At 73.8% G+C, this 14701-nt stretch carries 12 protein-coding genes and 1 pseudogene; 8 read left to right on the top strand and 5 right to left on the bottom strand.

Annotation, left to right across the window (positions count from 1 at the left end; genetic code table 11):
- Positions 1–2 precede the first annotated feature (2 nt).
- The 3 genes from NWP10_RS00475 (at position 3) to pth (ending at position 2806) form a co-directional block, all read left to right on the top strand.
- Entirely contained in the window at positions 3–1424 is a 1422-nt protein-coding gene (locus NWP10_RS00475; protein ID WP_258299483.1) for a sugar nucleotide-binding protein, read from the top strand.
- Positions 1425–1599: 175 nt separating this feature from the next.
- On the top strand, positions 1600–2223 hold the full coding sequence (locus tag NWP10_RS00480; protein WP_258299485.1) for a 50S ribosomal protein L25/general stress protein Ctc: 624 nt from the start codon (positions 1600–1602) through the stop codon (positions 2221–2223).
- Positions 2224–2230: 7 nt separating this feature from the next.
- Positions 2231–2806, top strand: a complete 576-nt coding sequence (pth, locus tag NWP10_RS00485) for an aminoacyl-tRNA hydrolase (RefSeq protein ID WP_158495049.1) — start codon at positions 2231–2233, stop codon at positions 2804–2806.
- Positions 2807–2912: 106 nt separating this feature from the next.
- Here the strand turns inward: pth and NWP10_RS00490 are convergent, their stop codons facing one another.
- Positions 2913–3428: a DUF2505 domain-containing protein gene (locus NWP10_RS00490; RefSeq protein WP_158495048.1), complete on the bottom strand. Its 516-nt coding sequence runs from the start codon at positions 3426–3428 to the stop codon at positions 2913–2915.
- Between the two features lie 190 nt (positions 3429–3618).
- Here NWP10_RS00490 and NWP10_RS00495 point away from each other — a divergent pair, with 190 nt between their 5' ends.
- Positions 3619–4761: a MauE/DoxX family redox-associated membrane protein gene (locus NWP10_RS00495; RefSeq protein ID WP_258299487.1), complete on the top strand. Its 1143-nt coding sequence runs from the start codon at positions 3619–3621 to the stop codon at positions 4759–4761.
- The gene (mfd, locus tag NWP10_RS00500) at positions 4758–8414 is read left to right on the top strand and encodes a transcription-repair coupling factor (RefSeq protein WP_258299489.1); all 3657 of its coding nucleotides are present in this window, start codon (positions 4758–4760) and stop codon (positions 8412–8414) included. Before NWP10_RS00495 ends, mfd begins: the two co-directional genes overlap by 4 nt.
- A gap of 6 nt (positions 8415–8420) precedes the next feature.
- Here mfd and NWP10_RS00505 read toward each other — a convergent pair whose 3' ends face one another.
- The gene (locus NWP10_RS00505) at positions 8421–8786 is read right to left on the bottom strand and encodes a PqqD family protein (protein ID WP_258299490.1); all 366 of its coding nucleotides are present in this window, start codon (positions 8784–8786) and stop codon (positions 8421–8423) included.
- Positions 8776–9666, bottom strand: coding sequence for a nucleotidyltransferase family protein (locus tag NWP10_RS00510; RefSeq protein WP_258299491.1), 891 nt, complete (start codon positions 9664–9666; stop codon positions 8776–8778). Before NWP10_RS00510 ends, NWP10_RS00505 begins: the two co-directional genes overlap by 11 nt.
- A gap of 424 nt (positions 9667–10090) precedes the next feature.
- Here NWP10_RS00510 and NWP10_RS00515 point away from each other — a divergent pair, with 424 nt between their 5' ends.
- Positions 10091–10657: a hypothetical protein gene (locus NWP10_RS00515; RefSeq protein ID WP_258299492.1), complete on the top strand. Its 567-nt coding sequence runs from the start codon at positions 10091–10093 to the stop codon at positions 10655–10657.
- Positions 10658–10887: 230 nt separating this feature from the next.
- Here NWP10_RS00515 and NWP10_RS00520 read toward each other — a convergent pair whose 3' ends face one another.
- On the bottom strand, positions 10888–12294 hold the full coding sequence (locus NWP10_RS00520; RefSeq protein WP_258299493.1) for a polysaccharide biosynthesis tyrosine autokinase: 1407 nt from the start codon (positions 12292–12294) through the stop codon (positions 10888–10890).
- A gap of 155 nt (positions 12295–12449) precedes the next feature.
- Between NWP10_RS00520 and NWP10_RS00525 the strand changes: the two genes are divergently transcribed.
- The gene (locus NWP10_RS00525) at positions 12450–13757 is read left to right on the top strand and encodes a hypothetical protein (RefSeq protein ID WP_258299494.1); all 1308 of its coding nucleotides are present in this window, start codon (positions 12450–12452) and stop codon (positions 13755–13757) included.
- A gap of 21 nt (positions 13758–13778) precedes the next feature.
- Here NWP10_RS00525 and NWP10_RS00530 read toward each other — a convergent pair whose 3' ends face one another.
- A complete protein-coding gene (locus NWP10_RS00530) occupies positions 13779–14504 on the bottom strand; it encodes a low molecular weight phosphatase family protein (RefSeq protein WP_258299496.1) in 726 nt (241 codons plus the stop codon).
- A 76-nt stretch (positions 14505–14580) separates the two neighbouring features.
- Between NWP10_RS00530 and NWP10_RS00535 the strand changes: the two are divergent.
- Positions 14581–14701, top strand: a pseudogene (locus tag NWP10_RS00535) (DUF3097 family protein); the annotation flags it as partial.

The raw sequence follows: 14701 nt of genomic DNA on the forward strand, positions 1-14701 counted from the left end.
GCATGAAGATCACCGAGACCGCCATCCCCGGCCTGCTCGTCATCGACCTGGACGTCCACGGGGACAACCGCGGCTGGTTCAAGGAGAACTGGCAACGCGAGAAGCTCCGGGCCGCCGCGGCCGAGGCGGGCGTCCGCCTGCCGGACCTCGGCCCCGTGCAGAACAACGTGTCCTTCAACGACGCCGTGGGCACCACCCGCGGCATCCACGCCGAGCCCTGGGACAAGTACGTCTCCGTGGCGCACGGGCGCATCTTCGGCGCCTGGGTGGACCTGCGCGAGGGACCGTCCTTCGGCGCCGTCGCCACCGTGGAGCTCGGCCCGGAGAAGGCCGTGTTCGTGCCCCGCGGCGTCGGCAACTCCTACCAGACCCTCGAGCCGGACACCGCCTACACCTACCTCGTCAACGACCACTGGTCCGCTGGCGCGCAGGGCCAATACACGTTCCTCAACCTCGCGGACCCGACGGCGGCCATCGCCTGGCCCATCCCGCTCGAGGACGCCGAGCTCTCGGCCAAGGACCGCGCCCACCCGATGCTCGCGGACGTCACCCCCATGCCGCCCGCCCCGATCCTCGTGCTCGGCGCCGGCGGGCAGCTCGGCCGTGCCCTCGTGGCCCGGGCCGAGGCCGCGGGCATCCCCGTGGAGGCCCACGGCCGCGACACGTGGGACATGACCGATCCGGCGTCCTGGCCGCGCGAGCACTTCCGCGGCCTGCGCGCCGTGGTCAACGCCTCCGCCATGACGGCCGTGGACGCCGCCGAGACCCCGGGGGGCCGCGCCCAGGCATGGGCCGTCAACGCCACCGCCGTGGCCGAGCTGGCCCGCCGCTGCGCGGACGCCCGCGTGCCGCTCGCGCACGTCTCCACGGACTATGTGTTCGACGGCACCCTCCCCGTGGGCCGGGAGCACCCGGTGGACCACCCGCTCGCGCCGCTGGGCGTCTACGGCCAGTCGAAGGCCGCGGGGGAGGCCGCGGTGCGCACCGTGCCGCGGCACTGGATCGTCCGCACCTCCTGGGTGATCGGGGAGGGGCGGAACTTCGTGGCCACCATGGCCTCGCTCGCCAAGCGAGGGATCGACCCGGCCGTCGTCGACGACCAGCACGGCCGACTCACCTTCGCCGAGGACCTCGCCGACGCCCTCCTGCACCTGGTGACCACGCAGGCGCCCGCGGGCACGTTCCACATGACCAACGGCGGGGACGTGGTCACGTGGCACCAGGTGGCCCGGTGGGTGTTCGAGGACACCGGGCACGACGCCGGCCGCGTGCGTCCGGTGACCACGGCCGAGTACCTGGACGGCAAGGAGGGCATCGCCCCCCGACCCGCCAACAGCGCCCTGGACCTCGGGCCGCTGGTCGCCGTCGGCTACCGCGCCCCGGACCAGCGCGCACGGCTGCGGGAGCACCTCGCGCGCGGCTGACCCGGCGCCGGTGGTATCCTCGGGGGGTTGCCCAGGCGAGGGAGTCTCCCACTCCGTGATCGACGAGGCCGCGACCGCGCATGAGGTGAGCCCCGCTCCCCGCGCGTCGCACCCTTCCTGGCCACACCCGCGCCCCCCACCGGGGACGCGGCCGCACACCAGAGGAGGACGCATCATGTCTGACAAGATCAAGGTCACCCGCCGCACCGACTTCGGCAAGGGCGCCGCCCGCCAGGCCCGCCGCGCCGGCCTGATCCCCGCCGTCGTCTACGGCCACGGCCAGGACCCCATCCACCTGCTGCTGCCGGCCCAGGAGACCACCCTGGCCGTCCGCAACCCCAACGCCCTGCTCACCGTGGTGAACGAGGCCGGCGAGGAGCACCTGGTGCTCCCCAAGGACATCCAGCGCCACGCCCTCAAGGACACCGTGGAGCACCTGGACCTCATCGAGGTCCGCCGTGGCGAGAAGGTCGTCGTGGACGTCACCGTGCACGTGGAGGGCGAGGTCGCCAAGGGCAACGACTACGTGCTGGACCACGTCACCGTGCCCGTCGAGGCCGAGGCCACCCACCTGCCCGAGTCCGTCACCATCTCCGTGGAGGGCCGCGAGGCCGGCGAGCACGTGTACGCCACCGACGTGCAGGTCCCGGCCGGCACCACCCTGCAGCTCGAGGACGAGATCGTCATCGCGACCGTCTCCGAGGTCGTGGAGCAGGACCTGGGCGACGAGTCCGTCCAGGAGGAGCAGGCCGCCGAGGGCGAGGCCGCCGAGGGCGAGTCCGAGGGCTCCGAGGACTGATCACGCCATGAGTGCGGGGACCACGCTCATCGTCGGGCTCGGCAATCCCGGGCCCGAGTACGAGCGCACCCGGCACAACGTCGGCCAGATGGTGGCGGATGAGCTCGCCTCCCGCATGGGAGCCGGGTTCACCCGCCACCGGGCCGGCGCCGTGGTGGCCACGGGCCGCCTCGGCATCGGGGGACCGCGGGTGGTGCTCGCGAAATCCACCGGCTACATGAACGTCTCCGGCCGTCCGGTCTCCGCCCTGGCGTCCTTCTACGGGGTGGGCCCCGAGGACCTGGTGGTGGTGCACGACGAGCTGGACATCCCGTTCGACGCCCTGCGCCTCAAGCGCGGCGGCGGCGAGGGCGGCCACAACGGGCTCAAGTCCATCACCGCCTCCCTCGGCACCAAGGACTACGCCCGCGTGCGCGTGGGCATCGGCAGGCCTCCGGGCCGCATGGACGTGGCCGACTTCGTGCTGCGCTCCTTCTCCAAGCCCGAGCAGGACGCCCTGCCCCTGCACGTGGACCGCGCGGCCGACGCCGTCGAGAAGCTCGTCACGGACGGGCTGGAGGCGGCCCAGCAGGCCTTCCACTGAGCCCGGCCTCCGGCCGGGCGGGTCGCGACCTCACCGGTTGACGACAGCAGTCGGCCCCGGCCCCTCGATGGGGCCGGGGCCGACGCGTTGCGGGGGAGGGGGCGGGTCAGGCGCCTGCGGCCCCGCCGTCACGCCCGATCCACGAGGTCAGGGCGCGCGCCTGGCGGTTCACGACCTTGCCGACCATGGGCTCGGCCTTCGCGGCGAGCTTGGAGCCCACGAGCGGGATCTTGCAGGTCACGGTGCCGTCCACGGAGTACTGCGAGCCCTCGCCGGCGGCGGTCAGGCGCTGGGCGCCCTCCGCGGTGGCCTTGGCGGCCGGCACGGTGATGGTGGTGGTGCCCACGCGGGAGCCGTCCGCGGCCGGGGCCTCCCACCGCTCCACCTGCTCCACCTGCAGGGAGGAGCCGATGAACTTCCGGGCCATCTCCGGCAGGCGGTCGGCCGGGGCCGAGCGCACGGTGGTGACGGTCATCGGGCCCTCGGGGGAGCCCTCCACGCGGAAGGAGACCAGGGAGCCGCCGAGCTGCTCCACCACGGACCGGTGGAACTCCTCGGACGCCAGGGCCGCGGCCACGGCGGCCGGCGGGTGCGGGATGGACTGCTGAGCGGAAAAGGCCACGGTGTCTCCTCGGGATCGCGGAACGGCCCGCCCGGCGGGGCGGCCTCGCGGCTCCGCGCCGGTTCGCCGACGGCGATGGGCGTCGATGTCCCACCTTATATGCTGGCCTCCGCGACCCCGGCCGCCCGCTGCGCGCCCGGCCGAGCCGCGAGATCCCTGCGAGAACCCCCTTCTGGAAGGTGCGTCCGCCATGCCGGCACTCTGGGCCGTGGCCCTCATCCTGCTCCTGAGCGGGACGGCCAAGCTCCGCTCGGGCGAGGACGTGCAGGCCACGTTCACGCGTCTGAAGGTGCCCCGTCCGCTCGCGGCCCCCGCCCTGGCCCGCGCGTTCCCGTGGCTCGAGCTGCTGCTCGCCGCGGCGCTCGTGCTCCCGTTCACCGTGCTGCGCCCCGTGGTGGGCCTGGCCGCCGTCGCCCTGTTCGCCTCGTTCCTCGTCCTCGTGGTCCGCGCGAAGGGCGACGGCGTCTCGTGCGGCTGCTTCGGCGAGGCCTCGGCCGCCCCGATCTCCCGGTGGACCGTGGTCCGCAACGTGGTCTTCCTCGCCCTGGCCGTGATGGCCCTGGTGGAGGGGATTGTCTCGCCGGCCGTCCACGGCGCCGGCGTCGCGTGGCTGCCGCTCACCGCCTTCGGCTCGGGCGCGTGGGCGTGGGCGCTGCTCGTGTCCGTGCTGCTCGCCGTCTCCGCCTTCCTCGTGGGCCGCGAGTCCGTGCCGGCCGCGGACCCCGTGCTGGCCTCGGGCCCCGTGGCCGCCACGGGGGCGCACCCGGACATCGTCGCCGGCACGCCCGGCGCGGTCCCCGCGCCGCCCGCCGGCTCCACTGCGGCCGAGGCCGTCGCCGAGGACCCGGACGGGCCGGAGCGTCTGCCGTTCCCGGACGCCCTCGTGATCGAGGACGGCCGCTACACCGGCCTGCACGCCCTCGCCTCCCGGGGCGCCGTGGTGGCCCTGCGCCTCTCCGCGGGCTGCGGCTCGTGCTCCCAGGTGATCGCACGCCTGGACGAGTTCCGCGCGTCGCTCGGCCCCGTGCGCCTCCGGGTGCTCATGCCGCAGCACGAGGCCGGGGCCGCGCCCTCGGCGTCGACCGGCGCCATCCCCGCGGACCTCGTGGCGGACGACCCGAACGGCGCCGCGGCCCGCGGGCTGGGCCTCACCTCCTACCCCATGGCCGTGCTGCTGGGCACCGACCTGCTCACCGCCGGCGGCCCCGTGGGCGGCGCCGACGACGTCCTGGCCTTCCTCGAGGAGATCCGGGACATCATGGCCGCCGAGGCGCCCCCCGCGCCCGCCCCATCCCCCGCATCCGACACCCCGACCCCGGAGGTCCGCGCGTGAGCGCATCGCACACCGTCCCCGTCCTCGCCCCGCTGCTGGCGCGCCTGCGCGCCGAGCGCGCGTTCGAGGCCGCCGCGGCCTCGGCCGCCCGCCCGCTCGAGGCCCGCGGCGCGGAGCTGGAGATCGGGCTGCCCGACGGCGCCCGCGCGCCCCTGATGACCGTCCTCGCCGAGGCCCTCGCCACGGGGCACGGCGCGCATGCCGCCGTCCTCGTGGTCACCGCGACCACCCGCGAGGCCGAGGACCTCGTGACCGACCTGGCCGCCTGGGCCCCCGCCGGTGCCGCCGCGCTGTTCCCGTCCTGGGAGACGCTGCCCCACGAGCGCCTGTCGCCGCGCTCGGACACCGTGGGCGCGCGGCTGGCCGTGCTGCGCCGCCTCGCCCACCCCGAGGAGCACGCGGAGGGTCCGCTGCGCATCGTCGTCGCCCCCGTGCGTGCCGTGCTGCAGCCCCTCGTGGCCGGGCTCGGCGAGCTGAGCCCCGTGACCCTGCGGACGGGGGAGGAACGCGATTTCGACGGTGTGGTGGCCGCACTCGCGGACGCCGCCTACTCCCGCGTGGACATGGTCAGCCGGCGCGGCGAGTTCGCCGTGCGCGGCGGGTTGATCGACGTGTTCCCGCCCACCGAGGACTACCCCGTGCGCATCGAGTTCTTCGGCGACGAGGTGGAGCAGATGCGCTGGTTCTCCGTGGCGGACCAGCGTTCCCTCGAGGACACCACGGAGGACGGCTCGGGCCACCCCACCGAGCTGTACGCGCCCCCGTGCCGCGAGCTGCTCATCACGGACCACGTGCGCCGGCGCGCGGAGGAGCTGATCCCGGCCATGCCCGCCGCCGCGGACATGCTGGACCGGATCGCCGAGGGCGTGGCCGTGGAGGGCATGGAGTCCCTCTCGCCGCTGCTGGCCGAGGCCATGACGTCGCTGCCCCGCATGCTGCCCGCCGGGTCGCTGACCGTCCTCGTGGAGCCCGAGCGGCTGCGCGGCCGCGCCGACGACCTGCTGGCCACCAACGAGGAGTTCCTCCAGGCCGCGTGGGCCGGCGCCGCGCAGGGCGCGACCGCGCCGGTGGACGTCGGCGGAGCGGACCAGTCCGCCGCGGGAGGCTTCCTCACGGTGGCCGAGCTCCGTGCGGCCGCCCTCGAGCAGGACCAGGGCTTCTGGTCCGTCACCGCGCTGGTCTCGGACGATGAGCTGCTGCCCGACGCCGCCACCCTGCGCGCCACCCTCGGCGTCCCGCAGACCTTCTCGGGCGACATCGAGGCCATGCTCGCCCACACCCGCGTCCGGCTCGCGGAGGGGTGGCATGCCGTGGTCCTCACCGACGGCCCCGGCTCCGCCCGCCGTCTCGCCGAGCTCACCACGGAAGCCGGTCTCACGGCCGCTGTGGTGGACGGGCCCCTGCCCGCGGACCTCGCCCCGGGGCGGGTCTCCATCGCGACGGCGCCCGTCGGCTCCGGCTTCACGATCCCAGACGCGCAGATCGCCCTGATCACGGAGCACGACCTCTTCGGCCGGCACCGCACCGCGGGCACGCGCGCCCCCGGGGCGCGGCTGGCCCGGAAGCGGCGCAACGCCGTCGACCCGCTGACCCTGCAGCCCGGTGACCACGTGGTGCATTCCCAGCACGGCATCGCCCGCTTCGTGGAGCTGCAGCGCCGCAAGGTCACCGGCGGCCCGCGCACCGCCCCCGGCGCCGAGGAGTCCTACCGCGAGTACCTCGTGCTCGAGTACGCGCCCTCGAAGCGCGGCGCCCCGGGCGACCGGCTGTTCGTGCCCACCGACCAGCTCGACCTGATCTCCACCTACGTGGGCGGGGAGACGCCGTCGCTGTCCAAGATGGGCGGCTCGGACTGGGCGCAGACCAAGTCCAAGGCCAAGCGCGCCACCCGCGAGATCGCCGGCGAGCTCATCCGCCTGTACTCGGCCCGCATGGCCTCCCGTGGCCACGCCTTCGCCCCGGACACCCCGTGGCAGGGCGAGCTGGAGGAGGCGTTCCCCTTCATCGAGACGCCGGACCAGCTGACCACCATCGAGGACGTCAAGAAGGACATGGAGGCGGCCGTCCCCATGGACCGGCTCGTCTCCGGAGACGTCGGCTTCGGCAAGACGGAGGTGGCCGTGCGCGCCGCGTTCAAGGCCGTGCAGGACGGCAAGCAGGTGGCCGTGCTCGTCCCGACGACGCTGCTCGCCCGCCAGCACCACCAGACGTTCTCCGACCGCTTCGCCGGCTTCCCCGTGAAGGTGGCCGCGCTCTCCCGGTTCCAGACCGCCAAGGAGTCCAAGGAGGTCGTCGAGGGGCTCGCCCACGGTGAGATGGACGTGGTGATCGGCACCCACCGGCTGCTCTCCGACCAGGTGCAGTTCAAGGACCTGGGCCTCGTGATCGTGGACGAGGAGCAGCGCTTCGGCGTGGAGCACAAGGAGGCGCTGAAGAAGATGCGCACCAATGTGGACGTGCTCGCCATGTCCGCCACGCCCATCCCGCGCACCCTGGAGATGTCCCTCACCGGCATCCGCGAGACCTCCACCCTGGCCACCGCCCCGGAGGAGCGCCACCCCGTGCTCACCTCCGTGGGCCCGTACTCGGACCAGCAGGTCACCGCCGCCATCCGCCGCGAGCTGATGCGCGAGGGCCAGGTGTTCTACGTGCACAACCGCGTCACCACCATCGACAAGGTGGCCAAGCGCATCGCCGAGCTGGTGCCGGAGGCGAGGATCGCCGTCGCCCACGGCAAGATGGGCGAGGCCCGGCTCGAGCAGATCATGGTGGACTTCTGGGAGCGGAAGTTCGACGTGCTCGTCTCCACCACGATCATCGAGACCGGCCTGGACATCGCCAACGCCAACACCCTGATCGTGGAGGACGCCCACCGCTACGGCCTCTCCCAGCTGCACCAGCTGCGCGGCCGCGTGGGCCGCGGACGCGAGCGCGCCTACGCCTACTTCCTGTACGACGCCCAGAAGCCCCTCGGCGAGGTCGCCCTCGAGCGCCTCAAGGCCGTGGCCACCCACAACGAGCTCGGCGCCGGCATGCAGCTGGCCATGAAGGACCTCGAGATCCGCGGCGCCGGCAACCTGCTCGGCGGGGAGCAGTCCGGCCACATCGCCGGCGTGGGCTTCGACCTCTACCTGCGGATGGTCGGCGAGGCCGTGGCTGACTTCAAGGGCGAGGAGGACACCGCGCCCGCCGAGGTGAAGGTGGAGCTGCCGGTCAACGCCCACCTGCCGCACGACTACGTGCCGGGGGAGCGGCTGCGCCTGGAGATGTACCGCAACCTCGCCCAGGCCGCGGACGACGCCGCCGTGGACGCCGTGGTGGAGGAGCTCAAGGACCGCTACGGCCCGCTGCCGGAGCCGGTGGAGGCGCTCGTCGCCGTCGCCCGGTTCCGCAACCGGGCGCGGGCCGCGGGCGTCACCGAGGTCATGCTGCTGGGCCAGAACGTGAAGTTCGGCCCCGCCGCGGACCTGCCCGAGTCCCGGCAGATGCGCCTGGCCCGTATGTACAAGGGCGCCCAGGTCAAGCCGGCCCTGAACGGCGTCCTCATCCCGCGTCCCAAGACCAAGCCGGTCATGGGTCAGGACCTCGTGGACGTCCCGCTGCTCGAGTGGGCGCAGCAGGTGATCGACGTGATCTTCGCGCCGGAGGGCTGAGACGGGTCACGCCGTCCGCACGCGGACGACGACGCCGTGCGCCTCGAGCATCTCGAGGAAGACGTGGACGTCGGCCGCGACGTCCTCCGGGGCCAGGCCGAATGCCGCGGCCGTCTCGGAGGCCACGGCCTCCTCGGACAGGGGTGACGGCGGCGCGGCGGTCAGGTCGTCCTCCGGCGTGCGGCCGCCCACGAGGACGTCCCACACGGCGTGGCCTGTGGGGCTGAGCAGCAGCGGGACGCCGTGCTCCAGGTGCATGACGGCGGCGTCGCCGCCGTCGGTCAGAGCCCAGGCGACGCCGGGCGCGACCACCCAGGCGGAGCCGCGCTCCGACGTCGTCCCGGACGTCCAGGGGAGACGGTCAGCGGCCACGCCGCACCCCCCGGGTCCAGGCCCAGCGGGCGAGGGAGGCCATCCGGGTGCGCTGCTCCCGCCGGAGGTCCGCGCGGGTGGGCGCGTGACCCAGGCGCATCTGCAGGTGGGGGCGGTTCACGGGCAGCGTGTGCAGCACGAGGCGGGCGCGCTCCCGCGCGGAGCGGGCCGTGCGCCACCGGGTGCGGAACAGGTCCAGGCCGCTCTCGTCGTGCTGCAGCGCCTCGAACAGGGCGAGGTCGTGGGCGTCCATGCCGTCCGCGTCCTCGCCGGTGGCCACGTGCCAGGCCGCCGTGGCGTGCAGCCGGCGCGCCTCCTGCCGCAGCGCGTCCCACTCGGCCGGGCTGGACGTGTCTCTGATGTGGCGGACGTCGAGGGTGCCCCGGTGCGAGTCCCGCGCGGCGTGGACGATCACCACGAGCCGCTGGTGCACCGGGCCGGGCACGGGGACCGGTCGGCCGGCGATCACATGGATGGCGCGCTCCGCCCACAGGGCGTCGAAGGTGCGGACCGCGTCCGTGCCGAGACCGGGGAACAGGCGGTGCACGTCCACGTAGCCCAGGTGGTCGTGCCACAGGGTGGCGGCGTGCTCGAAGATCGAGCCCTCGGAGAAGCCGGCCACGGGGGCCCAGCCGTGCGAGGCCAGGAGCTCGACCGCGGCGGCGGCGTCCGAGGGGTGGACGAGGAGGTCCACGTCGGAGCTGCTGCGTCGGCCGCGGTAGACGCCGGGCTCGGTGGCGTAGCCCTTCACGTGGAGGCCGCGGAGCTCCGCCTCCTCCATCACGTAGGCGATCCGGGCGTGGCCCAGGCGGACCCGGGCGGCGAGGTCCAGGGACGGCTGCGCCGCCGCGCGCTGGTCCGCCGTCCCCGTCTCGGTCATGGGCCTGAGCCTAATTCAGCGCGAGGCGACACCCTCCAGGACGACGCGACGTGGACCACCACGATTTCGGGTGACTTGTCGGAAGTGGGAGGGGCCGCGACCTCCGACAAGTCACCCGGATCTCGAGAGTGGGAGAGAGCGGCAGCTCGTGGGGGTGGTGGTGTCTGGTGTCTGGTGTCTGGACGCAGGGTGAACACTGTGCCGTCGGGCCACCGCGAAGGCGCGAAACGGCGGGTGTATGCCGTGCTCTGTGACGTGGCTCGCGGTCGATGGATGGCGCGGGGACGGTCCGGCGGCTAGAATTCTGCTTGGAGTAGCACAGCTCGTGCTCATGGACGCGCACTGAACTAAGGCCTCCGACGCCCCGGTGCATGGCCCTCGCCGGGTGCGAACGCCACACCTCAACGCGAAACGAGTGAAGCCCATGCAGCAGAACACCTCATCCCTCTCCCGCCGCAAGGTCACCGCCGGCCTGGCCTGGTCGGTGCCCGCCGTCGCCGCCGTCTCTGCGGCCCCAGCATTCGCCGCGTCCCCGATCTGCCCTGACGTGGTCGAGGTCGGCGAGGTCGTGAAGTTCCCCGGCAACAACAAGAACCCGGGCGACAACGAGAACGGCATCAAGCAGGCCTACGGATTCTGGGTCACGGTCAAGAACGACACGCAGGAGACCGTGACTCTGACCCCGTCGACCGTGACGGTCACGTTCGACAAGAACCCCGAGAAGCCCTTCACCGGCACCTCTTTGCTGTACAACGGCGACCCGACGAAGGGCGGTGTCCTGCTGACGGAAGACCAGCGCACGCTTGCGCCCGGTGAGGAACTGACGATCTTCTACGTCATCAACAACACGGGCAACTCGTCGAACGAGTCCGGCTGCATTGAGGGCACGATCGGTGTGAAGCTGGTCGGGGCCCCGCAGTCGTCGGGCCAGATGTGCCCCTCGGTGCCGGTCCCGAAGGTCTGCTTCGAGGAGACCCCTCCGGCCGAGTGAGGCCGACTGTTCTGTGAGTTCACGAAGGGCCCCGCCTCATCGAGGCGGGGCCCTTCGTCGTGCATGCCGTGCCGAGGAACCCGCAGTGCTGCGATTCGGGTGACTTGTCGGAGGTCGGAGGGCCTATGACCTCCGACAAGTCGCCCGAATCGCGAAGGCAAGGGCGTGAGAGGGGCCCTGCCGTACGGAGTTGGCAGGGCCCTCCGCCTGCGGCGACGGGGCGCGCGGGGTCAGCGACCGGCGTCGGGCTCGGCGGTGGATGAGCCGGCCTCGCCGGACGAGGCCTCCTGGGCATCCCGGGGGGCCTGGTAGTAGGCGTGGTAGTCGTCGCCCTTCGAGGCGTAGCTGCCGCCGTAGTAGTCCGAGCCGACGCCCGAGGCGGGGGTGCCGTTGAGCACCACGCCGAGCACGCGGGCGTTCACGCCGGCCAGCATGTCCCGCGCCACCTCCACGTGCTCCTTGCGCGCCTTGCCGTGGCGCACCACCAGGACGGTGCCGTCCACGGCGGTCGACAGGAGGGTCGAGTCTGTCACCGGCAGCACCGGCGGCGCGTCCACAAGCACCATGTGGGTCTCGGCGAGGGCGGTGAGGAGGTCCCGCATGCGGGCGGAGCCGAGCTGCTCCGAGGGGTTCGGGGGAGTGCGGCCGGCCGGCAGCAGGAGCAGTCCGTGGTCGCCCACCGGGACGAGGACGTCCTGCAGGGCCACGTCGCCGTTGAGCACCTCGGACAGGCCCACGCGGCCGTCCACCCCGAACTGCAGGGCCTGGCGAGGCCGGCGCAGGTCGGCGTCGATGAGGATGACGGGCTGGCCGGACGCGGCCACCGCGAGGGCCAGGCTGCCGATCACGGTGGACTTGCCCTCGCCCGGGTTGGCGCTGGTGAAGGCGATGGTGCGCGGCGGATCGTCCACCGCCGCGAAGCGCAGGTTGGTGCGCAGCTGGCGGACGGCCTCGGCGGCGCGGGGGGAGGGCTCGCCCCGGGGGGCGTCCCGCTCGGCCTTCAGGGTGGCGTCCAGGGGGATGGCGCCGAGCAGACCGGCGCCGCTCGCCACCTGGGCGTCCGTGGTGGTGCGGACGTTGACGTCGAGGATCCGCCGCAGGACGGCGATGACCAGCCCGAGCAGCAGGCCGGCGCCCAGCCCGTAGAGCATGTTGCGCACGTAGTCGGGGCTGGTCGGGCTGGTCGGCGCGAGCGCGTCCTCCATGGCGGTGACCTGCACGTTGGAGGTCGGGTCCAGGCCGTTGGCCGTCTCGGCGGTGGCCACGAGCGCGGAGTTGGCCAGGGCGGCGGCCTGCTCCGGGTCCTCCGACTCGGCGGAGACGGTGATGAGGTTCGAGCCCGGCACGACGGCGGCGCTGAGGCTCGCCCCCGCGGTGTCCAGCCCGCCCTCGGCGATCTTCTCCCGCACCGTGCGGCTGTTGATCAGCGGGATGTAGGACTGGGCCCGGGTCTGTGCGGTCTCCGTGCCCGAGATGGTGGCCTCGCCCTGCACCGTGACGAACCCGGTGGAGGTGGCCGTGTAGAGCGTGGGCTGCAGCAGGGAGTAGACCAGGCCGGCCACCAGGCCCAGGGCGGCGCACCCCAGGATCACCAGGCGGTTCGCGCGCAGCACGCGGAGGAAGTCGATGATGTTCATGGTGTCCCGGGCTCGAAGGGATGCGGCTTAGCTCACTCTAACAAGCAGGACAGCCCGTTCCGCGGTACTCGTCTAGGCTGGTCGGGGGCGGCCAACAGCCGCCGTCGAGGCGCAGAGGAGCGGGCATGGCCGTGCGGCACCAGACACGCGGACCGGTGGACACCGACCCTCGCTACCGCGCCCTCCTCGAGGCGCGGGCTGCGCAGGAGCGTCAGGCCGCCCGCGGCACCGCCGCCTGGTCGAGGGACGACGCGACCGGCCTGCCCCGGGAGCCGCTGCGCATCCCCGAGTTGATCCTCGGCGCGCTCCTGGCCATGGAGGCCTTCGGCGTCCGGCTGGGACCCCTCGGCGTCCCGCTCAACGAGGCCGCCATGCTGCTCCTGCTGTTCCTCGCCCTGTGTCGGCGTTCCCGGCGGGACACCTCCGCCCTGGGGCTCAGCGCCGTGCTGGCGGGCGCGGTGATGGTGTTCCTGGCCGTCGTCTCCGTGAACCAGGGGATCCCCGACATGGAGTGGCTGCGCCGCTGGGTGCGCATCGCCGCGCTGGTCGGCCTCGTCGGGTGCATCGCCGGCGGCCGCCTCGACCTCCGGTCCGTCCTCACCGGACTGCTCGCCGCGATGGTGGCCAACGTGCCGCTCTTCTATGCCGGCGTGGTGCCGGCCCCCTACGGCAGCTTCCTCACGGGCTTCCTCGCGGACAAGAACGTGGCCGGCCTCTACTATGCGGCCATGCCCGTCCTGGCGCTCGCCGTGGTGCGCTCGCGCCGGTGGAAGCTCGCGATCCTGCTCGCCGCGGCCGTGTGCGTGTTCCTCACCGGCTCGCGCACCTCGATGGCCGGTTTCGGCGTCGCCCTGGTGTGGCTCGCCGTCACCCCCCGCCTGGCCGCCGGGCTCCGGGTCGTGCTCCTCGTCGTCCTGGGCTGGGCGGTGGGCTTCGCCGAGGAGAACCTGGCACGCATCGGCATCTTCTCGGATCGCACCGGCACCGACTGGCTGCGCGGCACCATCCAGGAGGCCACCGAGGCGAAGGCGGCGACCACCCCGTGGCATGGCCGGGGGCTCACGGAGGCCTATGTGACCATCGGCAGGGACACCTGGCTCTATCACGACTCCTACGCGGGCCTCTACACGGAGGGCGGCGTCGTGCTGCTGGTCGCGGTCCTCGGCGCCTACGCGTTCTTCGGCCTCCGCCTGTTCAGCACCCGGCTGCGCACCCCCTCCCGCGTGGCCGTGGAGGCGGCGGCCGCCGTCGTCTTCGTGACGGCCACCCAGCTGGGCGAGGTGTTCATCACCATCCCCGGCATGCTCATCGTGGCCGCGGGCGTGAGCCTGTGGCTGCGCGAGCGCGACGCCCCCCTGGAGAGCGAGGTGCGGGAGCGGCGCCGTCGTCAGGTCCTCGCCGCCGCCCGCCGCGGGGCGACGCCCGAGTCCTCGGTGGACCCGGCCGCCCCCGGCCTCGGGTGAGCCCGCACTGACCGCCTGGCCTCAGGCTCGGGTCGGCTCGTCGTCCTCCACGAGGTCCCCGTCCAGCGCCCGGGCGATCTCCCACGCCAGCAGCTCGACGATCGGCCGCGCCGTCTCCACCATCTGGGCGTAGCCCTCCGTCGGGCCGCGGAAGGGATCGGGCAGGTCCGCGTCCGGCTCCTCGCCGCGGCCGATCAGCCGCACCCGCAGGTCCGCCATCGCGTCCACCAGCGCCGCCAGGCCTGCGCCCGGCGGCACGGCCGCCGCGATCTCCTCGCCGTGCTCACCCAGCAGCGTGCCGATGCCGCGAACTGTGAAGGTGCGACGCACGGCCCCGGGGTCCTCGCGCAGCACCTCCTCCAGGTGGTCGTCGGCCGCGGTGATCACGAGGTCCTGGCCCCGCAGCGACGCGGCGGTCAGCTGCTGAGGACGATGCTCGGTGAGGGCGGTGCGCACCCGCCGGCTCGGCGACAGTTCGCGCAGCGGCTCCGGGACGGCGAGCGCCTGGTTGGGGCCCGTGCCCGCGCTGGTCACCACGGCCGTGCCCCGCTCGCCCAGCAGCGCGGCGAGCTGGGCCTGCAGGGTGTGCTGGACGTAGGCGGACCGGCAGATGTTGCCCGTGCAGACCGCCAGCACGCGGACCGTGGGCAGGGGAGCGGGGGCCGGTGCCGGGGCATCGGCGGCCTCGGCACTCTCCGCGGGCCGGGCCGTCTTCGGGTCGGCTGCCGCCTCGGCCGCCGTATCCACCGGCTCCGCCGCCGTGTCCGCGGGCTCCGCCGCCGTGTCCACGGGCTCCGCCGCCGCCGCCGTGCCGTCGGGCCGCGGCGTCGTCGTCGTGCCCCTGCACGGCGTGGACGACCTCGCCGGGGCGATCGCCGCCTTCGACCCCGGTCCCCGACGCCGGCTGGGGATCCTCGTGGACCACCTCGTCCCCGGCTCCAAGG

It is taken from the genome of Micrococcus sp. HG099 (assembly GCF_024723355.1).
GTDB classification, from domain to species: Bacteria; Actinomycetota; Actinomycetes; order Actinomycetales; family Micrococcaceae; genus Micrococcus; species Micrococcus endophyticus.

Coding starts and splice junctions, on each gene's coding strand:
- NWP10_RS00515 (WP_258299492.1), top strand. CDS start 10,091: ATGCAGCAGAACACCTCATCCCTCTCCCGCCGCAAGGTCACCGCCGGC.
- NWP10_RS00475 (WP_258299483.1), top strand. CDS start 3: ATGAAGATCACCGAGACCGCCATCCCCGGCCTGCTCGTCATCGACCTG.
- pth (WP_158495049.1), top strand. CDS start 2,231: ATGAGTGCGGGGACCACGCTCATCGTCGGGCTCGGCAATCCCGGGCCC.
- NWP10_RS00480 (WP_258299485.1), top strand. CDS start 1,600: ATGTCTGACAAGATCAAGGTCACCCGCCGCACCGACTTCGGCAAGGGC.
- NWP10_RS00520 (WP_258299493.1), bottom strand. CDS start 12,294: ATGAACATCATCGACTTCCTCCGCGTGCTGCGCGCGAACCGCCTGGTG.
- NWP10_RS00495 (WP_258299487.1), top strand. CDS start 3,619: ATGCCGGCACTCTGGGCCGTGGCCCTCATCCTGCTCCTGAGCGGGACG.
- NWP10_RS00510 (WP_258299491.1), bottom strand. CDS start 9,666: ATGACCGAGACGGGGACGGCGGACCAGCGCGCGGCGGCGCAGCCGTCC.